The organism is Pseudonocardia sp. ICBG1034, assembly GCF_020131375.1.
In the GTDB taxonomy this organism is placed as follows: Bacteria; Actinomycetota; Actinomycetes; order Mycobacteriales; family Pseudonocardiaceae; genus Pseudonocardia; species Pseudonocardia alni.
Map to the genome: position 1 here is coordinate 1,185,992 of NZ_JAHLEK010000015.1, position 19,547 is coordinate 1,205,538.

Genomic DNA, 19,547 nt, shown 5'->3' on the forward strand with positions numbered 1-19,547 from the left:
CCCGGCGACTCCGGCTACCGCAAGGACCTGCGGGCCCGGCACATCCACATGATCGCCATCGGTGGGGCGATCGGGACCGGGCTGTTCCTCGGTGCCGGCGGCCGTCTGGCCCAGGCGGGACCGGCGCTCGCGCTGGTCTACGCGGTCTGCGGCGTCGTCGCGTTCCTCGTGGTCCGGGCGCTCGGTGAGCTGATCCTCCACCGGCCCTCGTCGGGTGCGTTCGTGTCCTACGCCCGGGAGTTCATGGGGGAGAAGGGCGCCTACGTCGCAGGCTGGATGTACTTCCTCAACTGGTCGACGACCGGGATCGCCGACATCACCGCGATCGCGCTCTACGCGCACTTCTGGTCGTTCTTCACCCCGGCCCCGCAGTGGGTCCTCGCCCTGGTCGCGCTGGCCGTCGTGCTGGTGGTCAACCTGGTGTCGGTGCGGCTGTTCGGCGAGCTGGAGTTCTGGTTCGCCATCGTCAAGGTCGGCGCCCTGGTGGCGTTCATGCTGCTGGGCATCTGGCTGCTGGCGACGCAGACCCCGGTCGACGGGGTCACCCCCGGACCGTCCCTGATCACCGGGAACGGCGGGATCCTCCCGGCCGGGCTGCTGCCCGCGGTGCTCATCGTGCAGGGCGTCGTGTTCGCCTACGCCGCGATCGAGATGGTCGGCGTCACCGCCGGCGAGACCGAGCACCCGGAGAAGGTCATGCCGCGGGCGATCAACTCGATCGTCTGGCGGATCGCGCTGTTCTACGTCGGCTCGGTGGTGCTGCTGACGATGCTGCTGCCGTGGACGGAGTACTCCGCCGGGGAGAGCCCGTTCGTCACGGTGCTCGCCCGGCTCGGGCTGCCCGGCGCGGACAGCATCATGAACCTGATCGTGCTCACCGCGGCGCTGTCCAGCCTCAACGCCGGCCTCTACACGACGGGCCGGATCCTGCGCTCGATGGCGGCGTCGGGGTCGGCACCCCGCTTCACCGGGGTGATGAGCCGGCGCGGGGTGCCCTACGGCGGGATCCTCCTGACCTCGTCGATCTGCGTGCTCGGCGTCGGGCTCAACGCGGTGGTCCCGGCGCAGGCGTTCGAGATCGTCCTGAACTTCGCCGCGATCGGCATCCTCGGCACCTGGGGAACGATCATGATCAGCAACCTGCTGTTCGTGCGCCGCTGCCGGCGCGAGGGCGTCGAGCGGCCCGGGTTCCGGCTGCCGGGCGCGCCGTACACGCACGTCGCGACGCTGGTGTTCCTCGCCGCCGTCGTCGTGCTCATGGCCTTCGACGAGGTCGGCCGGATCACCCTCATGGGGCTGCCGGTGATCGTCGGCGCCCTGGTCGCGGGCTGGTACGCCGTCCGCAACCGCATCGACATGTCCGCGTTCGACCGGACCGGTTTCGGCGCGGACGACACCACGGACCACAGCACGGACGACAGCACCGACCACAGAGAGGACGACACGGTATGACCCAGCTGGCCGCCCCGCCGAGGATCGGGGTACCGGCCCACGAACCGCTGGTGCACCTCCTGCGCGACGGCATGGTGGAGGGGGTGCACCACGGCTCGGTCGTGGTGCTCGCCCCGGACGGCTCGACGCTGTTCGCCGCGGGGGACCCGGACGTCGCGTTCTACCCCCGCTCGACGGCGAAGCCGCTGCAGGCCGCGGCGATGGCCCGGCTCGGGCTGCGGCCCGGTCCGTCCGGGTTCGCGATCGCCGCCGCGAGCCACTCCGGCGAGCAGGCCCACCTCGGCGCCGTCCGGGCGCTGCTCGGCCCGATCGGCGTCGGCGCGCTGGGCAACCCCGCCGACCTGCCCTACGACCCCGAGGAGCGGGACGCCTGGCTCGCCGCGGGCCGGTCCGCGTCGCAGCTGGCGCAGAACTGCTCCGGCAAGCACGCCGCGATGCTGCGGACCTGCCTGCTGCGCGACTGGCCGACCGAGGGCTACCTGGACCCGCGGCATCCGCTGCAGACCGCGATCCGGGGGACCGTCGAGGACCTCACCGGCGCCCCGGTCGCCCGGACCGCCGTCGACGGCTGCGGGGCACCGCTGTTCGCGGTCTCGCTGCGGGGGCTGGCCGGCGCGCTGGCCCGGCTCGTCACGGCCGACCCGGAGTCCCCGGACGGCCTGGTCGCGGCCGGGATGCGCCGGCACCCCGAGCTCGTCGGCGGATCGCGGCGCCCGGTCACCGCGCTGATGCGGGCGGTGCCCGGCCTGCTCGCCAAGGACGGCTTCGAGGCCGTCACCGTCGCCGCGCTGCCGGACGGCACCGCCGTCGCCGTGAAGATCGCCGACGGCGGGCTGCGCGCCCTGCGCCCCGTCGTCACCGCCGCACTCGCCCGGTGCGGCGTCCACCTCCCGCCGGGCCGGGCCGACCTGCGGGTCACCGGCCCCCTGGCCACCGCCGAAGGAGAGACCGCATGAGCGCCGTCCGTCACGAGCACGACCTGCTCGGCGACCGCGACGTCCCCGCCGAGGCCTACTGGGGCGTGCACACCGCCCGGGCCCGGGAGAACTTCCCGATCACCGGCACCACCATCGCCGCCTACCCGCACCTCATCGAGGCGCTCGCGGCGGTGAAGGAGGCCGCGGCCCTGGCCAACCGGGAGCTGGGGCTGCTGGAGCCGGAGGTGGCCGACGCGATCGTGGCCGCCTGCGCCGAGATCCGGGGCGGGGCCCTGCACGACCAGTTCGTCGTCGACGTCATCCAGGGGGGTGCGGGCACCTCGACGAACATGAACGCCAACGAGGTCGTCGCCAACCGGGCGCTGGAGCTGCTGGGCCACGAGCGCGGCCGCTACGACGTCGTGCACCCCAACGAGCACGTCAACATGTCCCAGTCGACCAACGACGCCTACCCGACCGCGGTCAACGTCGCGACGATCCTGGCGGTGCGCGAGCTGTCGGAGTCGATGCACGTGCTGGAGCGCGCCTTCGCGGCGAAGGCCGTCGAGTTCCACGACGTGCTCAAGATGGGTCGCACCCAGCTGCAGGACGCCGTGCCGATGACCCTCGGCCAGGAGTTCGGCACGTACGCGGTGATGCTGGGCGAGGACCGCGAGCGGCTCACCGAGGCCGCGGCGCTGCTGCACGAGATCAACCTCGGTGCGACGGCGATCGGGACCGGTCTCAACGCGCCGCCCGGCTACGCCGAGGCGGCGTGTGCGCACCTGGGCGAGATCACCGGGGTGCCGGTCCGGACCGCGGCCGACCTGGTGGAGGCCACCCAGGACTGCGGCGCGTTCGTGCACCTCTCGGGTGTGCTCAAGCGGATCGCGGTGAAGCTGTCGAAGTCCTGCAACGACCTGCGGCTGCTGTCCTCGGGCCCGCGCGCCGGTCTGAACGAGATCGACCTGCCGCCGGTCCAGGCCGGCTCCTCGATCATGCCCGGGAAGATCAACCCGGTGATCCCGGAGGTGGTCAACCAGGTCGCGTTCGAGGTGATCGGCAACGACGTCGCCGTCACCATGGCGGCCGAGGCCGGACAGCTGCAGCTCAACGCGTTCGAGCCGATCATCCTGCACTCGCTGTCGGAGTCGATCACGCACCTGGGCGCCGCGTGCCGGACGCTCGCGACCCGCTGCGTCGCGGGCATCACGGCCAACACCGACGTGCTGCGCGGCTACGTGGAGAACTCGATCGGGCTGGTCACCGCCCTGAACCCGACGATCGGCTACGCCGCCGCCACCGAGATCGCGAAGGAGGCGCTCGCGTCGGGCCGCGGGGTCGTGGAGCTCGTCGTCGAACGGGGCCTGATCCCGGCCGACGAGCTGGCCCGGCTGCTGCGCTCGGAGGTGCTGGCCCGCCCCGGCACGCGCTGAGACCCTCCGGCCCCGTCGCCCCCGGCCGGGCGGCGGGACCGGCTCAGGGCTGCGGCGGGACCTCGTAGGGGAGTCCGCGGGTCAGGCTGTGTACCCCACCCGCGGTGAGCAGGCCGCCGAGCGCGATCGCGAAGAGCTCGTCGGCGAGGCGCGCGTCGGCCTCACCGCTCTGCGGGGTGAACCAGTGCTGCATCCAGTCGAGCATGCCGACGACGGCGCGGGCGGCCACGGCGGGCGAGCCCGCCAGCGAGAACTCGCCCTTCGCGACCCCCTCGGCCAGCAGCGACTCGACCGCGGCGATGTAGCGGCGGTCCATGTCGTCGAACCGGGCGAAGACCGGCGACCGGAACCGGCCGACGTGCTGCAGGTACACGAACGCGGCCGGGTAGTAGTCGGAGAAGATCCGGATCTGGGTCCGGATCAACTCGCGCAGCCGCATCGCCACGCTGCTGCCGGTGTCGGCCCGCAGCCGGTCGAGCTCGGCGAGCAGCGCCTGCGCAGGCTGGTCGACGACGGCGAGCAGCAGCTCCTCCTTGCTGCCGACGTAGTTGTAGACACTGCCCTTCAGGATCCCGACCCGGGCCCCGATGCTCTCCAGCGTCGCGTTGTCGTACCCGTGCTCCCGGAACTCCTCCCCGGCCGCACGCACGAGGTCCGGCCAGCGACTCGGTCGCGGCATCAGCTCACCCCTTCCCGCTCAGTGCATCGTCCAGCCGCCGTCGACGCACAGCGTCGTGCCGGTCAGGTACGAGCCGGCCGGCGACGCGAGCAGCAGCAGCGGCCCGGCCAGCTCGTCGTGCTCGCCGACGCGGCCCAGCGGGATCCGGTCGACGACGGCGTCGCGCCCGCGCGGGTGCTCCAGCAGCGGGCCGGTCATCTCCGAGGCGAACCAGCCGGGGGCCAGCGTGTTGACCCGGACGCCGTGCCGGGCCCACTGTGCCGCCAGGTCCCGGGTGAGCCCGGCCAGCCCCGCCTTCGACGCCGAGTAGGCCGCCTGCGGCACGGTCCCGGCGGTCAGCCCGAGCACCGAGGAGACGTTGACGATCGCGCCGCCGCGGCCCGCGTCGATCATCCGCCGGCCCGCGGCCGCGGCCATCGCGTAGGCCCCCAGCAGGTTGACCTCCAGCAGCGCGGCCGCCCGCCCGTGGTCGTCGGTCTCCGCGCGGGCGGCGTAGCCGGTACCGGCGTTGTTGACCAGGACGTCGACCCGGCCCAGCCCGGTGACGGCGGCGTCGACGAGCGCCTCGCAGTGGTCCGGGTCGGCGACGTCGGTGACGACGGCGACGGCGCGACGCCCGGTGGCGGCGACCGAGCGCCGCACCTGTTCCAGCCGGTCGGCCCGGCGCGCGCCCAGCACGACGTCGGCGCCCGCACCGGCCAGCACGTGCGCGAAGCAGGCACCCAACCCGGACGACGCCCCGGTCACGACCGCGACCCGGCCGTCCAGCCGGAACGCACCGGGCAGCTGTGCCGGTGCCGGTGCCGGCACGTCGTCCATCCGCTCATCCTCCCCGGTCACCGGGCTCCAGGCGGATCCGGGTGCAGCCGCACCGGCAGGCGTTCCATCCCGCGCGACAGCAGCACCGGCGCCCACCGCAGCCGGTCCTCGTCGACGGTCTGCGCGGGCACCCGCGCCAGCACCCGGGGGACGGCGACGGCCGCCTCCATCCGCGCCAGCGGTGCGCCCAGGCAGTAGTGCAGCCCGACCCCGAACCCGAGCTGGCGTCCCGCGCGGCGGCCGATGTCGAAGCTGTCCGGGTCCTCGAACACCGCCGGGTCGCGGTTCGCGGCCGACGGGCTGAGGAACACCCGGTCCCCGCGGCGCAGGGTCCGTCCGCGCAGCTCCACGTCCGCGGCCATCACCCGCGCGACGGTCTTGGCGGGGCCGTCGTACCGGAGCACCTCCTCGATCGCGGCGGACCACCGCTGCGGCTCGGCGTCGAGCAGGGCGCGCTGTCCGGGATGGCGCAGCAGCGCGAGCACCGCGCTGCCGATCAGGTTGGTGGTCGTCTCGTGCCCGGCGAACAGCAGCAGCACTCCGGTGGCGACGACCTCGTCGTGGCTCAGCGAGTCGTGCTCGTCGCGCGCGCTGATCAGCGCCGAGAGCAGGTCGTCGGCGGGCTCGCGCTCGTGCGCCGCGACCAGGTCGGCGAGGTAGCCGGTCAGCTCGGCCATCCCGCTCGCGCCGTCGGCGTGCCGCCCGTCGTCGCCCAGCCCGCCGAACACCAGACCGGTGATGCGGTCCGACCAGACCTTGAAGTCGTCCTGGTCGCGCCGGGGGACCCCGAGCATCTCGGCGATGACCGAGGCGGTCAGCGGGTAGGCGACGTCCCGGACGACGTCGAGGGTGCCCGCCCCCGATGAGATCGCCGCGTCGAGGAGCTCGTCGGCGAGCTCCTCGACCCGCGGCCGGATCCGGGCCACCGCGCGCGGGGTGAACCCGCGGCCGAGCAGCTTGCGGAGCCGGGTGTGGTCCGGCGGGTCCTTGAAGACCATCCACTCCTCGAGGACCCCGAAGGCGTAGCGGAGCCCGGGGTCGGCCCCGGGCCGGTCGAGCTTGGCCCGCCGGTACGGGGCGATCCGGTCGGAGGAGAAGCGCATGTCGCGCAGTGCGGCGTCGACGTCGTCGTACCGGGTGAGGAACCAGGACCGGTACCGCGGGCTCCAGTGCACCGGGTCGTGCTCGCGCAGCGCGGCGAGCAGCGGGTAGGGGTCGGCCACGGCCTCCGGGGAGAGCAGGTCGGCGCGGTCGGCGTCGAACGGCGCGGCGTGGAACGGAGCGGTGCTCACGGTGCCTCCAGGACGGCGACGACGCAGGCGTTGCCGTCGAGGACCGAGACGCCGCCGCCCATCGTCTCGACCAGCCCGATCCGGGCCCCCTCGACCTGCCGGTCCGCCGCCTCGCCGCGCAGCTGCCACACGATCTCCGCGACCTGGGCGAGCCCGGTCGCGCCGAGCGGGTGGCCGCGGGAGAGCAGACCGCCGGACGGGTTCACCGGGTGCCGGCCGCCGAGCGCGGTCAGGCCGGTCTCGGCGGCCCGTCCGCCCGCACCGGCGGGCACCAGCCCGAGCGCCTCGACGGTGACGATCTCGCCGATCGTGAAGGCGTCGTGCACCTCCACGACGTCGACGTCGGACACCGAGTCCAGGCCGGCGGCGGCGAGCGCGTCGGCGGCCGTGTCGCGGGTCAGGTCGTAGCCCCACACGTGCGGCGAGCGCTCGTTCCACGGGGCGCCGCTGCGCAGCGCGACCCCGCGTACGGCCACCTCCCGGCCGGTGCCGCGGGCCGGGCCGAGCACCGCCGCGGCGGCGCCGTCGGAGGTCGGGCAGCACTGCAGCAGGGTCAGCGGGTCGCTGATCATGCGGGACCCGAGTACCTGCTCGACGGTGTAGGACCCGGCGTACTGGGCGCGGGGGTTGTGCAGGGCGTGCGCGTGGTTCTTCACCGACACCGCCGCCAGCTGGGCGTGCGTGACGGTGCCGAGCGCCAGGTAGCGGGCGGCGCTCATCGCGTAGAGGGCGGGCAGCGCGAGGCCCGAGGCCTGCTCCGGGTCGGACGGCTCGGGGGTGATCGCGCCGTCGAACGCCGCGCTCATCCGCTCGACGCCGAGCGCGAGCACCCGCCCGTACCGGCCGGAGCGGACGGCCTCGCAGGCCTCGGCGAACGCCGTCGTCCCGCTCGCGCAGGCGTTCTCGACCGTCACCACCGGGATCCCGGTGATCCCGAGCGCGCGCAGCGACCGCTGGGCCACCCCGGGCGCGCCGAACACCGTGCCGACCCAGACCGCGTCGAGCGCCGGGTCCCCGGCGTCGGCGAGCGCCTCGGACACCGCGTCGTGTACGAGGGCGACGGCGTCCCGGTCGGGCCTGCGCCCGAAGTGGGAGGTGCCGACGCCGTGCACCGCGACCCCGGTCACGACGCCACCCCCGCGCCGGTGCCGGGCACCGTGCCGACCACCGTGCCGACCGCCGGGTCGCCCGCCGCGGTCGGCGCGACGAGCACGACCCGGGAGCCGACCGGCGGCGCGTCCGGTCCGAGCGGAGCGTGGGCGAGGACGCGTGGCCCGTCGTCGAGGTCGACGTAGGCCAGCGCGACGGGCGGCTCCCGCCCGGCGACCGGGATCCGGACGACGGTGCTGCTCCAGACGGTGCCGCCGGGGCCGAACACCGCCCGCTCCACCGGTCCGCCGCAGGCCGGGCACCGCGGCCACACGTGGGCGGAGACGGCCGGGCACCGGAGACAGCGCAGCCCGGCGAGCCGCCACGTCCCGTCGGCGTCGAGCTCGGAGCGGGGGCGTGGGTCGACGGCGTCGGTGTGCGGCACGGGCGGCTCTCCTGGGTCGGTGTCCCGCCATGAAAACAAACCAAGGGTCAGTTATCAACGATGGGTAGCGGAGCTGTGCACCGATCCGAGTGGACTTCTTGACAGCTCGGGTGAACCAGGTCACTGTTTGCCGGACTGAAAACAACCCGGCGTTTGGCAACGAGGCCACGCCGGCCGAGTGCGGCCAGGAGGTCCGACCGATGCGGTTCGGCTTGTTCACGATGCCCGAGCACCCCCCGCACGAGAACTGGACGCTGTCCTACGACCGGGACATCGACGACATCGTGCTGGCGGAGAAGCTGGGCTTCCACGAGTACTGGATCGGTGAGCACCACACCGGTGGCTTCGAGAACGTGCCGGTCCCCGAGTACATGATCGCCAAGGCGTCCGCGGTCACCAGCCGCATCCGGCTCGGCACCGGCGTGGTCAACCTGCCCTACCAGGACCCGTTCCAGGTGGCGGAGCGCCTCGCGTTCCTCGACCACCTCACCCACGGCCGTCTCGAGTACGGCTTCGGTGGCGGCGGGCTGCCGACCGACCAGGCCCTGTTCGGTCTGGAGCGCTCCGAGGCCAAGCCCCGGACGAACGAGGCACTGGAGATCATCTGGGAGCTGCTGACCTCGGAGGAGCCGGTCAGCTACGAGGGCCAGTACTGGAAGTACGAGAACCGTCAGCTGCAGGTCGGGCCCTACCAGGAGGTCCCGCCGTTCGCGATCGCCGGCCTCACCGGCACCCACAACTACGCGCGCTGCGGGGAGAAGGGGTGGAAGGCGCTCTCGGTGTACTTCGCCCCCACCGACAACCGCGGCTACGCCGACGCCCCCGACCTCGCCGCGCACGCCGCCGCACTCGTCGGCGCCGCCGAGCAGGCGGGACTCGACCCCGCCGAGGCGCGTCGGAACTGGCGGGTCAGCCGCGAGGTCTACGTCTCCGACTCCCGCAACCAGGCGATGAACGAGATCCGGGAGGGCGTGCGGCGCTCCTACGAGTACCTGCTCGGCCTCGGTCTCGGCGCCCTCATGAAGAAGGGCCACGGGATGGACGACGCCGACCTCACCTTCGAGTGGATGGTCGAGGAGATCCCCTGGATCGTCGGCAGCCCGGAGGACTGCATCCGGTCGATCCGGGAGCTGGAGGAGCAGACCGGCGGTTTCGGCACCTTCCTCATCAACACCCGGGACTGGGTGACCACCGACCGCTGGAACCGCTCGCTGGAGCTGTTCGCCCGCTACGTCACCCCGCAGTTCACCCCGCGGGAGAACATGGCCCGCCGCGAGCGGCTGGCGAACGTGGCCCTCGGCCGGTCCTGACCCCGACCCCTTCGAGATCGGAGCGAGCATGGACAGGTTCGACGGGAAGGTCGCCGTCGTCACCGGCGGTGTGCAGGGGATCGGCCGCGGCATCGCGCTGCGGCTGGCCGCCGAGGGCGCCGCGGTGGTGGTCGGTGACCTGCAGGACGACGACACGACGGTCCGCGAGATCGTCGACGGCGGCGGGCGGGCGGCGCACGTCGTGATGGACGTGCGCCGGCCGGGCGACTGGAAGCGTCTGGTCGACGAGGCCGTCGGCGGGTTCGGCGGGGTGCACGCGCTGGGCAACGTCGCGGGCGTCACCAACACCCTGGGTCCGGACAACGTCGTCGACCTCGACGAGGCCGGGTGGGACCACGTCGTCGACACCGATCTCAAGGGCGTCTGGCTGGGGATGCAGGCCGTCATCCCGCGGATGCTCGACGGCGGGGGCGGGGCGATCCTCAACATCGGGTCGATGGCGGCGCTCAAGGGCCTGGAGAACCTGGCCGCCTACAGTGCGGCGAAGGGCGGCGTCGTCAGCCTCACCCAGCAGGTCGCGATGGAGTACAGCCCGCGCGGGATCCGGGTGAACTGCATCTGCCCGGGCACGATCGACACCCCGATCCTCGCAGGCATCACCGAGAGCATGCGGGAGAACTTCGTCGCGGCCCACCTGATCCCGCGCCTGGGCACACCCGCCGACATCGCCGCCGCGGCCGCGTTCCTGCTGTCCGAGGACGCGTCCTTCCTCATCGGCGAGGTCCTGCCCGTCGACGGCGGGTGGAACGCCAAGGGCAGCGCCGGCTGACCGCCGCCCGGACCATCCGCCGCAGAGAGGACACGCATGAACAGCGCCGCCGTGCCGCACGCCGTCGTCGACGGCACCGACCGTGACGACCGGGGGTTCGCCCGCTTCTGGGACGCCGAACGGGAGACCCGCGACCCCCGAGACCGCGACGCGGTGGTGCTGGACCGGATCCGCCACCAGCTGCACTACGTCTACGACCGGCTGCCGTTCTACCGCAGGCACTACGACGCGCACGGCTTCCACCCCGACGACGTGCGCTCGCTCGCGGACTTCACCGCGAAGGTCCCGGTGGTCACCAAGCGGATGCTGGTGGCGGACCAGGCCGAACACCCGCCGTTCGGCAGCTACACCCGGGACTTCTCCGGGCCCGACGGGTCGACCGGCATCGCCCGGATCCACGGTTCGTCGGGCACCTCGGGGACGCCGACGCTCTACGCGGTGTCCCAGGGGGACTGGGACCGGGCCGCCGACGTGCACGCGATGGCTCAGTGGTGCGCGGGCGTCCGGCCCGACGACATCGCCCAGGTCGGGTTCCCGTTCGGGCTGTTCTTCGGCGGCTGGGGTGTGCTGCAGGGGCTCGAACGGATCGGCGCGACCGTGTTCCCGCTCGGCGTCACCGACTCCGAACGGCACGTCGAGCTGATCGAGCGGCTCGGGTCGACGGTGTTCACGGCGACGCCGTCGTACTGCGTGCACCTGCTGTCGGTGGCCGAACGGATGGGCGTCGACCTCGCCGCGGGCACCGTGCACACCCTGCTGGTCGGCGGCGAGCCCGGGGGCTCCCTGCCCGGGACCCGGCGCCTCATCGAGCAGGGCTGGGGTGCGACCGTCGTCGACGCGGGGTCCACCTCCGAGATGTACCCGTTCCAGACCAGCGTGGGTTGCACCGCCGGGACCGGCACCCACCTGATCACCGACGAGGTGCACGTGGAGGTCGTCGCCCCCGACGATCTGCACACCGCGGTGCCGGTCGGCGGGCGCGGCGCGGTCGTCTACACCCACCTCTGGCGCGAGTCCCAGCCGATGATCCGGTTCGCGCCGGGCGACGAGACCTACCTCGCCGACGACCCGTGCCCGTGCGGGCGGACCTACCCGCGGATGCCCGAGGGCGTGCTGGGCCGGCTCGACGACATGCTCGTCGTCCGCGGGGCGAACGTGTTCCCGTCGGCGGTCGAGACGGCGCTGCGCTCGATCGACGGGCTGGGACCGGAGTTCCGGATCCGGGTCTCCCGCCCCGCCGCGCTGGACGAGATCACGGTCCAGGCCGAGGTCTCGGCGCCCACCGCCGCCGTCCTCGCCGGGCTGTCCGCCGCGGACGCCGACGCGGCCCGCCGGGAGATCGCCGGGCGAACCGAGCAGGCGCTGCGCCGGGCCGTCGCCATAACGGTGCCGGTGGAGCTGCTCGACCCCGGGACGCTGCCCGAGACGACGTTCAAGGCCCGGCGGGTCGTCGACGAGCGCCCGCGGGTCTGACGCCGGCCGCCGCCGTCACGGCCGGCTCCGCCGGGACCGGGAACGGCCCGGACCCCGGCTCACACCGTGCGACGACCGGGCCGCCCGGCGATCTCGTGGGTGCGCTGCTCCCGCAGCGCGCGCAGGTGGACGACGGCCCAGGTGCGGTACGGACGCCAGGCCTCGGCGACGGTGGCCGGGTCGTGCCCGGGGCCGTAGCGCTCGGTGACCTCGTCCTCGAAGCGGCGTTCGTGGCGGGGGAGCGCATCGGGGACGTTGGCGCCGCGCAGCACGACGAGCTCGGCGGCGAACGGTCCCACCCCCTTGATCTCCTGCACCGTGCGCAGCGCGTCGTCGGGGTCGGCGGCGCGCAGGCCCGCGCCGTCGAGCCGGCCCTCGAGGGCGGCCTCGGCGACCGCGCGCAGGTACTCGGGCTTGCGGCCGGGGAGGTCGAGCTCGGCGTCGCGCAGCACCGCCGGGGCCGGGAACGCCCCGGTGTCGCCGAGCCGGGCGACGAGGTCGGCGCGCAGCCCCGCGGCCTGCACGATGCGTACCCGCTGGGCGAGCACCGACCAGGCCGCAGCCTCGTAGGGGGAGTGGAAGCCGCACGGCCGCAGGCCCGGCAGCTGCCGCTGGGCGTCGGCGATGACGGGGTCACGCCGGGCGACGTCCGGCCAGCCGCGGGCGTCGACGTCGAGGGAGAGGAACCGGCACACCTGGGCCGCGGCGGCCTCGAGGTCCCCGTCGCCCCGTAGCACCAGCCGGGCCCGGTCGTCGTGCCGGGTCACCACCACCTCGGCGCGGCGCCAGTCGCCGTCGGTGCAGAAGACCGACCGCAGCTGGTCGGGCGCGTCGGGCCGGGCCGTGAGTGCCGACGGCGCGAAGCCCTCCCAGAACGCACGGCTCGTCGACAGCGACCACGGTCCGAGGGCCTCGACCCGGGTCTCGTACTGCTTCATGCCGACGTTCCTCCGCCCCGGAGCCGACCGTGCCCCCGGGTCATCGTGCCCCGAGCTGCCCGCCGAGCCGACCCCGGCCGAGGTGGGCGTGCTCGCCCTGGAGGCTGAACAGCGCGAGCGTCTCGGCGGGCCGGTCGTCGGCACTGCCGATCCAGTGCGGTGTGCCGGTGTCGAACTCGACCACCTCGCCGGGGTCGAGGAGATGCTCGGTGTCGTCGAGGACCAGCCGCACCCGGCCGTCGAGGACGTAGAACCACTCGTAGCCCTCGTGGGTCTGCAGGGCGGTCGTCGGCGACGCGGCGGCCGGCGGGTAGACCACCTTGAAGGCCTGGACCCCGCCGCCGCGACGGGTCAGCGGGACGAACACCAGCCCGCGGTGGCGCACCGGGCGCAGGTGGATGCGGGGGTCACCGGTCGGCGGTGCCTGCACGAGGTCGTCGAGCGGGACCCCGTGCGCCCGGGCCAGCGGCAGCAGCTGCTCCAGTGTCGGCCGGAGCTTCCCGGTCTCCAGCCGGGACAGGGTGCTCGCGGTCAGGGCGGTCTCCGCCGCGAGCTGGTCGAGGGTGGCGCCGCGGCGACGGCGCAGGTCCCGCAGCCGCGGGCCCACTCCGGCGAGCACGTCGTGTCCGGTGTCGTCCATCCCGCCAGATTGCCGATCGGCAAGATTTCTTGCAAGCAGGGACGGTGGGTGCCGATGCTGCGGAGGTGAACCTTCTCCGACCGACCCGAGGAGAACCCGGGGTTCGTGGTCGCCGAGCTGCTCACCTTCCTGCCGTGACGACCCACCCCTCTTCCCCACCCGCAGACCGACACCTCCCGGAGGAACCACCGATGGACCCCATGCCGACCGCGTCCGACCCCGAGACCTTCTGGGACGAGCTGTACCGCCGCCGCGGTGGGGGAGAGGCCCGCGCCAACCCCCTGCTCGCGGAGGTCGCCGGCCCGCTGGCACCGGGCACGGCCCTGGACCTCGGATGCGGTGCCGGGGGCGACACGATCTGGCTGGCCCGGCGCGGCTGGCACGTCACGGCGGTGGACATCTCCGCCGCCGCCGTGGACGGGCTCGCGCGTCGCGGCCGCGCCGAGCGGCTCGCGCCGCGGATCCGCGCCGAGCGCCACGACCTCGCGACGACGTTCCCGGACGGGACGTTCGACCTGGTCTCCGCCCAGTACCTGCAGACCCCGTTCACGCTGGACCGCGACGCGGTGCTGCGGACCGCCGCGCGCGCACTGCGCCCGGGCGGGCTGCTCCTCGTCGTCGACCACGGGTCCGTCGCCCCGTGGTCGTGGAACCAGGACCCGGACGCCCGCCACCCCACCGCCGCCGAGATCGCCGCCGGGCTCGGCCTCGACCCCGACGGGTGGGCCGTCGAGCGCGCCGACGAGCCCCGGCGCCTCGCGACCGGCCCCGACGGCCGTACCGCCACGGTCGTCGACACCGTCCTGGTCCTGCGCCGCGCCGGCGCCGGCGCCACCCACCGGAACTGACCGTGCCCCGCCGCGACACCGCCCTCCCGCCCGACGCCGCGGACGAGAAGAGCGTGCTGACCGGGTTCCTGGGCCACCTCCGCGGCGCGGTCGCGGCCAAGGCCACGGGCGTCCCGGACCCCGCCGCCCGCGAGCCCGGCGTCCCCTCGGGGACCAGCCTGCTCGGCCTGGTCTCGCACCTGACACACGTCGAACGCCACTGCTTCCTCGGCGAGGCCGTCCGCGACTGGCCCGCGACCTTCCGGCCGCGGGAGGAGGACACCGCCGAGGACGTCGTGGCCGCCTACCGGGAGGCCACCACCCGGGCCGACGCCGTCATCGCCACCTGGGCCGACCTGGACCGGGCGGCGCCGGTGCCCGCGGGACGGAGGTCGGCCCCGTCGAGACGGTGGCTGCTGGTGCACATGATCGAGGAGACCGGGCGCCACGCCGGGCACGCCGACATCCTCCGCGAACGCATTGACGGCCGTACCGGGCGCTGACGCCCGGACACGACGAACGCGGCCCCTCACCCTGTTTCAGCAGGTGAGAGGCCGCGTTCCCTGTCAAGCGTTGACGTGCCCCCGGCAGGATTCGAACCTGCGCTCCCGCCTCCGGAGGGCGGTGCTCTATCCCCTGAGCTACGGGGGCCGTGCGATGGGAGAAAGATAGCGCATCGCACCCGGCCCGCCCGCGCGGGGGTGCCGATCATGCCCGTCGCCGGGCCCCGTTCACGCCCACCGCGTCACGAAGGCCAGGGCCGCGGCGTCGACCTCCTCCGGGTTCGAGGCGCTCAGGAAGTGCTGCCCGCCCTGCACGATCTCGAGCTCGGCATGCCGGGCACCGGTGAAGCGCCGGATGCCGTCCTCGGCGTTGGCGACGGAGTAGACCGTGTCGTCGGTCCCGTGCAGCCACAGCACCGGGCAGCGGACCTCGTCGAGCCTGCCGTGCAGGCCGTCGCGGTCCCGCAGGTTGACCGTGCAGACGCGGAGGCGGTGGCGGCCGTCGTCGCCGGTGTAGGTCTCGCGGTAGGTCCGCCGCCAGAACGCGCGGAAGTCGTCGCCGATCCCCTCGCCGAGCCCCGCGCCCAGGACGGCGTCGACTAACTCGTCCGGCACCACCCAGTCGTCGTCGACCGGGGCGGCCAGCGCGTCGACAGACGGCGTGCAGAACTCGATGCCGTCCCAGCAGCCCCGCTCGCGGCTGGCCGGGCTCTCGAAGTCCATCGAGGTGCCGAGCGGGAGGATGCCCTGGATCCGGTCCGGGGCGAGCAGCGCCATCCGGGCGGCGACCCAGCCGCCCTGCGAGGTGCCGAGCACGAAGGCCCGGTCGACGCCGAGCGCGTCCATGGCCTGCAGGTTCGCCAGGGCGCTGTCCCAGTAGGTGAAGTGCGGGTAAGCCGACCTCGTCGCGCCGTGCCCGTAGGGCTCCAGGGCGAGCAGGTTCGCCGCGCCCGACAGAGCGGTGTCCTCGAACTGGGGGCGGTAGAGGTCGACGGTCGTGGTGAAGGAGTTGACCATGACGACCGTCGGCAGCGACGGGTCGTGCGGCCTGCCGGACCGGTACCCGATCCGGGATCCGCCCAGGTGGGGGACGTCGACGGTCGCGGTGCTGCTCACGGGGCCTCCTCGGCCGCGGATGGCCACGGGGTGGCGCCGGCGTCCGCGGCAGCTCCCATCAGAGCGCGCCGCGGTGCCGGTCGTCCAGCCCCGGCACCCGGGGGTGGTCAGCCCAGGGGCAGGGGGGCCGCGCCGCGCTCGGCGAGCAGCCCGCGCATCAGGTCCGCCTCGGAGTTCTGCGAGAAGAGCATCTGCCCGGCGAGGTTGCGGACCTCGCCGGTGTCGGCGTGGTCGCGGGCGTACTCCAGCATCGACACGCCGCCCTCGTGGTGGCGCAGCATGAGCTGGAGGAACTCGACGTCCAGGGCGGCGCCGGGCGGGGTGGCCCGCAGCCGGGCGAGGTCGGCGGTGCTCGCCATGCCCGGCATCGTCGCGACGCCGCCGGACATCCCCGCCATGCCGGACATGCCGGCGTGCGCGGAGTCGTCCATCCAGGCCATGTGGCCGCCGCTGGGCAGGCTCGGCGCGTCCCACAGACCGAGCCAGCCCTGCATCCGGCCGACCTGCTGGTTCTGGGTGGTCTCGATGTCGAACGCCAGTTGCCGCACCCGCGGGTCGGTGGCGCGGTCGCGCTCCCAGGACGCCATCTCGACGGCCTGACGGTGGTGCACGGTCATGTCCTGGGCGAACCCGACGTCGACCGAGCCCGGCTCGGGCACGAACGGGCCGAACGCGCCGCGTACCGCGAACCCGGCGACGAGCACCGCGACCAGCGCGATCACGCCGAGCGTGATCGTGATCGGGTTCCGCCAGAGCGGGGTCTCGTCGGCCGGGGTCGTCATCGGGGCCTCACTGCCCGGGGGCCGGTGCGGGCGCCGGGGCCTGCTGCCCGGGTGCGGGCTGCCCGGGGACGGTGGGGTCGGGCGCCGGGGCGCCGCCGGGGGTCGCGCCCTGGTTCTCGGGCAGGATCGTCTGCCCGTCGACGGCGGACTGCTCCGGGATCGGCTGGAAGGCCGGCGGGTTGTCCTGGTCGAAGCCCTGCGCGCCGAGGGCGTCGCAGGAGGCGCCGACCTCCGGGTGGGTGAAGCGGTTGAGCCGCAGCGCGCGGATGAACTGGTCGATCCGCTCGTCGTCGGCGCTCTGGACCTTCAGCTGGTTGCCCCAGGACTGCAGCGAGATCGGGGCGTCGAGGCCCGGGTAGGGCGACATCACCGTGTACGGCTGTCCCTCGACCCGCTGGGACAGTGCGGCCTTGCCCGCCTCGTCGAGGGTGTCGGGGTTGTAGGCGATCCACACGGCGCCGTGCTCCAGGGAGTGCACGAGGTTCTCCGAGCGGACCGGGTTCGGGTAGACCACGCCGTTGCACGCGGCCCAGAAGCCGTCGTGCGCGCCGCCGAAGGGCGGGCTGTGGGTGTAGGCGACCCGCTGGAAGCCGAGCACGTGCTGCAGGCCCGGGTAGTCCTGGCTGACGATGCCGGGGATCGCGAGCGCCGGGTTGCGGTTGTCGTCGGTGGGCTCCCAGGCCCGGTTCTGGTTGCGCTGCACCAGCGGGTAGACGATGAACGCCCCCGCGAGCAGCACCAGCACGGTGATCGCGGCGACCATGCCCCAGGGGAACTGGCGCCGGCCGACCGAGCTCGGCATCGACGGTCGCTTCTTGCCGGACTTGCCGCTGGCCATGGGGGAGTCCTGTTCGTGGTCGGCGGGCGGGTTCGCCCGAGTCTAGGAAGACGCCGTCAGCGGCTCGCCCACCACCCGTAGGAGCGGTAGTCGGGGTAGGGCGCGAGCAGCGGTGCGACCGGACGGGTGGTCACCGTGACGCGGTCACCGGTCACGAGCTCCCCGGGCACCGTGAACGACGCCTGCGCCCACGGCTGCGCGTCCGGCAGCGTCCACTCCCCGGCGGGGCGGCCGTCGACGTCGACGGCGACCACCCGGGTCCGCTCGCCGGGCAGCGCGGGCCCGGCGCCGATCCGCCCGGTCAGGGTGAGCGGCCGTCCGGGGACGGTGCCGCCGAGGGTGAAGGTCTCGCCCCCGACGACGTGCCGGCCGCTGTCGGCGACGAGCCGCCCCGGCGCGACGACGGCCCGGTCCAGCACCGAGTCCGGCTGCACGCCGAGCACCGGCGGGTCGGTCGTCCAGCCGTGCGCGGCCTCGTCGGCGGTGTCCCCGACGTTCAGGTGGTCCACGATCCGGCCGGGCACGGGTGCGTCCGGTGCCTGCGCGGAGTCCGCGGCGGACCAGTCCGCGCGCCAGATGCTCACCCGGTCGCAGCTGCGGTCGATCTGGCAGGTCTGCGGTGCGGACGCCGAGATCGGCCGGGCCGGCCCGGCGAGCCCGAAGGTGATGACCGGCTCGGTGCCGAGCAGCCCGGCGCGGCCGAGGTCGGCGACGGGCACCCCGCCCCACCGGTCGAACACCGCGAACCACTGCGGCCGCTCGTCCGGCGGCAGCGCGCGCAGCGCCTCGTAGAGCGTCCCCGGCCCGTTCAGCGACGGCGCGGCCATCCCGTTCGTGGTCAGGCCGACCAGGTCGACGGTGCGGTGACCGCCGAACCAGGCCGCGGCGCCGACGTCGTTGACGGCCACGGCGTCGCCCGGCGGGACGTTCCCGGCGATCCACTGCGCGACGCTCACCGGCCCCTCGCGCATCGCCGAGGCCTGCTGGCCCAGCCGCAGCGCCCAGGCGGGCGTCGCGGCGACGGTGAACAGCAGCACCACCGCGAGCAGCCCGCCGCGCGCCGTCCGGTGCGGCACGAGACCGGCGCCGAGCACCACGAGCAGGAGCAGCAGCGGCAGGAACGGCTGCAGGTAGCGCAGGTCCTGCCACATCGCCGTCGTCAGGGTGGCGACGGCCGCCACCACCAGCACCAGCCCGCCGCCGAGCGCGACCGCGAGGGTCCGCTCCCGGCGCGCGGCGAGCGCGGCGACCCCCAGCACCGCGACGACGAGCGCGAGCGGCGCCAGCACGTCCTGCCCCGACAGCCCGGCCAGCGAGGCGAGCAGCGCCGCGACGTTGCGCTGCACGTGGTCGGCGATCTCCAGCGGCTGGTGCAGGAACCCGGTGTGCAGCCACGACTTCGCGAGCACCCCGTTGGCCTGGGAGGTCCCGGTGAGCACCCGGAACAGCAGCAGCTGTGCCGCGAACACCACCACCGGCGCCGCGACGAGCAGCCCCCGCGCCGCCGCACGCCCCCAGGGGAACCCTCGTTGCCACCTAGGCCACGAGAGTTCCCCTGGGGGCGTCCCGGGGCGGGACCGCAGCAGCGTCCACGCCATCGCGGCGGTGAACGCGGCGGCCAGCAGGAAGCCCTCGGGGCGGGTGAGGGCCAGCAGCGCCGCGACCACCGGCGTCCACCGGAAACGGGGACGTTCGCGCAGGTAGGACAGCAGGGTGCCGGTGACCAGGGCCGCGAGCAGGCCCACCTCCATCCCGCTGGCCCCGCCCCACAGCAGCGGCCCGCACAGCGCGGTGAGCAGTCCCGCCCACCATCCCGCGGCACGCCCGCCCAGCCGGGTCGCGGCGGCCGAGGTGAACGCCGCGGCGAGGGCGACGCCGACGACCCCGCCCGCGACGGCGACGGCGAGCAGCCACCGGCCGTCGAACCCGACCGCGTGCGCGGCGCCGAGCAGGACCATCCAGAGCAGGCTCGACGCGCCCGTCGTGATCTCCGCACCCGGCTGGTAGCGCAGCGGCTCGCCGTCGCCGAACTGCCGGGCGTACTGCAGGTGGATGTAGACGTCGTCGAGCGGCGGGACCAGGCTCCCGCGGTTGTAGGCCAGCGACACCGCGACGAACCCCGCCCCGAGCAGCAGGGCCACCGCCCCGGAGACGACGGGCGCGCGGGTACTCCGGTCGGTGGAGGGGGGCGTCACGCCCCG

19 protein-coding genes and 1 tRNA gene are annotated in these 19,547 nt (G+C 74.4%); 8 read left to right on the forward strand and 12 right to left on the reverse strand.

Annotation, left to right across the window (positions count from 1 at the left end; translation table 11 throughout):
- The first annotated feature begins 48 nt into the window (after positions 1-48).
- Genes KPF22_RS07255 through aspA form a run of 3 tightly spaced genes read left to right on the forward strand, consistent with a single transcriptional unit; the run spans position 49 to position 3,805 of the window.
- The gene (locus KPF22_RS07255; RefSeq protein ID WP_224402391.1) at positions 49-1,452 is read left to right on the forward strand and encodes an amino acid permease; all 1,404 of its coding nucleotides are present in this window, start codon (positions 49-51) and stop codon (positions 1,450-1,452) included.
- Positions 1,449-2,408, forward strand: coding sequence for an asparaginase (locus KPF22_RS07260; RefSeq protein WP_224401535.1), 960 nt, complete (start codon positions 1,449-1,451; stop codon positions 2,406-2,408). The genes KPF22_RS07255 and KPF22_RS07260 overlap by 4 nt, the downstream gene beginning before the upstream one ends.
- A complete protein-coding gene (gene aspA, locus KPF22_RS07265) occupies positions 2,405-3,805 on the forward strand; it encodes an aspartate ammonia-lyase (protein WP_224401536.1) in 1,401 nt (466 codons plus the stop codon). Before KPF22_RS07260 ends, aspA begins: the two co-directional genes overlap by 4 nt.
- Before the next feature lie 43 nt (positions 3,806-3,848).
- On the opposite strand, the gene KPF22_RS07270 is transcribed toward aspA, so the two are convergent.
- From KPF22_RS07270 to KPF22_RS07290, 5 genes are read right to left on the reverse strand one after another with little or no spacing between them, the layout of a single operon-like run.
- Positions 3,849-4,484 carry a TetR/AcrR family transcriptional regulator gene (locus tag KPF22_RS07270; RefSeq protein WP_224401537.1) on the reverse strand — a complete coding sequence of 212 codons (636 nt, stop codon included), beginning with the start codon at positions 4,482-4,484 and terminating at the stop codon, positions 3,849-3,851.
- Positions 4,485-4,502: 18 nt separating this feature from the next.
- A complete protein-coding gene (locus KPF22_RS07275; RefSeq protein WP_178376118.1) occupies positions 4,503-5,303 on the reverse strand; it encodes an SDR family NAD(P)-dependent oxidoreductase in 801 nt (266 codons plus the stop codon).
- A gap of 17 nt (positions 5,304-5,320) precedes the next feature.
- Positions 5,321-6,595 carry a cytochrome P450 gene (locus KPF22_RS07280; RefSeq protein WP_224401538.1) on the reverse strand — a complete coding sequence of 425 codons (1,275 nt, stop codon included), beginning with the start codon at positions 6,593-6,595 and terminating at the stop codon, positions 5,321-5,323.
- Positions 6,592-7,722 (reverse strand): thiolase family protein, encoded by a 1,131-nt coding sequence (locus tag KPF22_RS32990; RefSeq protein ID WP_224401539.1) that lies wholly within the window; start codon positions 7,720-7,722, stop codon positions 6,592-6,594. Before KPF22_RS32990 ends, KPF22_RS07280 begins: the two co-directional genes overlap by 4 nt.
- Positions 7,719-8,129 (reverse strand): Zn-ribbon domain-containing OB-fold protein, encoded by a 411-nt coding sequence (locus KPF22_RS07290; RefSeq protein WP_224401540.1) that lies wholly within the window; start codon positions 8,127-8,129, stop codon positions 7,719-7,721. Before KPF22_RS07290 ends, KPF22_RS32990 begins: the two co-directional genes overlap by 4 nt.
- A 200-nt stretch (positions 8,130-8,329) precedes the next feature.
- On the opposite strand from KPF22_RS07290, the gene KPF22_RS07295 reads away from it, so the two are divergent.
- Genes KPF22_RS07295 through KPF22_RS07305 form a run of 3 tightly spaced genes read left to right on the forward strand, consistent with a single transcriptional unit; the run spans position 8,330 to position 11,702 of the window.
- Complete coding sequence (locus KPF22_RS07295; RefSeq protein WP_224401541.1) at positions 8,330-9,439, forward strand: LLM class flavin-dependent oxidoreductase; 1,110 nt, start codon at positions 8,330-8,332, stop codon at positions 9,437-9,439.
- Between the two features lie 28 nt (positions 9,440-9,467).
- Positions 9,468-10,229: an SDR family NAD(P)-dependent oxidoreductase gene (locus KPF22_RS07300; RefSeq protein WP_224401542.1), complete on the forward strand. Its 762-nt coding sequence runs from the start codon at positions 9,468-9,470 to the stop codon at positions 10,227-10,229.
- Between the two features lie 36 nt (positions 10,230-10,265).
- On the forward strand, positions 10,266-11,702 hold the full coding sequence (locus tag KPF22_RS07305; RefSeq protein ID WP_224401543.1) for a phenylacetate--CoA ligase family protein: 1,437 nt from the start codon (positions 10,266-10,268) through the stop codon (positions 11,700-11,702).
- A 59-nt stretch (positions 11,703-11,761) separates the two neighbouring features.
- Here the strand turns inward: KPF22_RS07305 and KPF22_RS07310 are convergent, their stop codons facing one another.
- Both KPF22_RS07310 and KPF22_RS07315 read right to left on the reverse strand, forming a co-directional pair.
- Positions 11,762-12,640 carry a DNA-3-methyladenine glycosylase gene (locus tag KPF22_RS07310; RefSeq protein WP_224401544.1) on the reverse strand — a complete coding sequence of 293 codons (879 nt, stop codon included), beginning with the start codon at positions 12,638-12,640 and terminating at the stop codon, positions 11,762-11,764.
- 40 nt (positions 12,641-12,680) lie between these two features.
- Positions 12,681-13,280, reverse strand: coding sequence for a helix-turn-helix domain-containing protein (locus KPF22_RS07315; RefSeq protein WP_224401545.1), 600 nt, complete (start codon positions 13,278-13,280; stop codon positions 12,681-12,683).
- A gap of 191 nt (positions 13,281-13,471) precedes the next feature.
- On the opposite strand from KPF22_RS07315, the gene KPF22_RS07320 reads away from it, so the two are divergent.
- Both KPF22_RS07320 and KPF22_RS07325 read left to right on the forward strand, forming a co-directional pair.
- Positions 13,472-14,128 carry a class I SAM-dependent methyltransferase gene (locus KPF22_RS07320; protein WP_374107466.1) on the forward strand — a complete coding sequence of 219 codons (657 nt, stop codon included), beginning with the start codon at positions 13,472-13,474 and terminating at the stop codon, positions 14,126-14,128.
- Positions 14,129-14,130: 2 nt separating this feature from the next.
- Positions 14,131-14,610: a DinB family protein gene (locus tag KPF22_RS07325; protein WP_224401546.1), complete on the forward strand. Its 480-nt coding sequence runs from the start codon at positions 14,131-14,133 to the stop codon at positions 14,608-14,610.
- Positions 14,611-14,686: 76 nt separating this feature from the next.
- Here KPF22_RS07325 and KPF22_RS07330 read toward each other — a convergent pair.
- The 5 genes from KPF22_RS07330 to KPF22_RS07350 form a co-directional block, all read right to left on the reverse strand.
- Positions 14,687-14,758 (reverse strand) — tRNA-Arg (locus KPF22_RS07330).
- 80 nt (positions 14,759-14,838) lie between these two features.
- The gene (locus KPF22_RS07335; protein WP_224401547.1) at positions 14,839-15,726 is read right to left on the reverse strand and encodes an alpha/beta fold hydrolase; all 888 of its coding nucleotides are present in this window, start codon (positions 15,724-15,726) and stop codon (positions 14,839-14,841) included.
- Between the two features lie 107 nt (positions 15,727-15,833).
- Entirely contained in the window at positions 15,834-16,508 is a 675-nt protein-coding gene (locus KPF22_RS07340) for a DUF305 domain-containing protein (protein ID WP_224401548.1), read from the reverse strand.
- A 7-nt stretch (positions 16,509-16,515) separates the two neighbouring features.
- Positions 16,516-17,346: a DUF3105 domain-containing protein gene (locus KPF22_RS07345; RefSeq protein WP_208820538.1), complete on the reverse strand. Its 831-nt coding sequence runs from the start codon at positions 17,344-17,346 to the stop codon at positions 16,516-16,518.
- Between the two features lie 56 nt (positions 17,347-17,402).
- On the reverse strand, positions 17,403-19,541 hold the full coding sequence (locus KPF22_RS07350; RefSeq protein ID WP_224401549.1) for a hypothetical protein: 2,139 nt from the start codon (positions 19,539-19,541) through the stop codon (positions 17,403-17,405).
- Positions 19,542-19,547: the final 6 nt, after the last annotated feature.

What these genes read in the sequence shown, in the direction of transcription:
- KPF22_RS07255 (WP_224402391.1), top strand. Translation starts at nt 49, where the DNA reads ATGATCGCCATCGGTGGGGCGATCGGGACCGGGCTGTTCCTCGGTGCC.
- KPF22_RS07260 (WP_224401535.1), top strand. Translation starts at nt 1,449, where the DNA reads ATGACCCAGCTGGCCGCCCCGCCGAGGATCGGGGTACCGGCCCACGAA.
- aspA (WP_224401536.1), top strand. Translation starts at nt 2,405, where the DNA reads ATGAGCGCCGTCCGTCACGAGCACGACCTGCTCGGCGACCGCGACGTC.
- KPF22_RS07270 (WP_224401537.1), bottom strand. Translation starts at nt 4,484, where the DNA reads ATGCCGCGACCGAGTCGCTGGCCGGACCTCGTGCGTGCGGCCGGGGAG.
- KPF22_RS07275 (WP_178376118.1), bottom strand. Translation starts at nt 5,303, where the DNA reads ATGGACGACGTGCCGGCACCGGCACCGGCACAGCTGCCCGGTGCGTTC.
- KPF22_RS07295 (WP_224401541.1), top strand. Translation starts at nt 8,330, where the DNA reads ATGCGGTTCGGCTTGTTCACGATGCCCGAGCACCCCCCGCACGAGAAC.
- KPF22_RS07300 (WP_224401542.1), top strand. Translation starts at nt 9,468, where the DNA reads ATGGACAGGTTCGACGGGAAGGTCGCCGTCGTCACCGGCGGTGTGCAG.
- KPF22_RS07305 (WP_224401543.1), top strand. Translation starts at nt 10,266, where the DNA reads ATGAACAGCGCCGCCGTGCCGCACGCCGTCGTCGACGGCACCGACCGT.
- KPF22_RS07310 (WP_224401544.1), bottom strand. Translation starts at nt 12,640, where the DNA reads ATGAAGCAGTACGAGACCCGGGTCGAGGCCCTCGGACCGTGGTCGCTG.
- KPF22_RS07315 (WP_224401545.1), bottom strand. Translation starts at nt 13,280, where the DNA reads ATGGACGACACCGGACACGACGTGCTCGCCGGAGTGGGCCCGCGGCTG.
- KPF22_RS07320 (WP_374107466.1), top strand. Translation starts at nt 13,472, where the DNA reads ATGGACCCCATGCCGACCGCGTCCGACCCCGAGACCTTCTGGGACGAG.
- KPF22_RS07340 (WP_224401548.1), bottom strand. Translation starts at nt 16,508, where the DNA reads ATGACGACCCCGGCCGACGAGACCCCGCTCTGGCGGAACCCGATCACG.
- KPF22_RS07345 (WP_208820538.1), bottom strand. Translation starts at nt 17,346, where the DNA reads ATGGCCAGCGGCAAGTCCGGCAAGAAGCGACCGTCGATGCCGAGCTCG.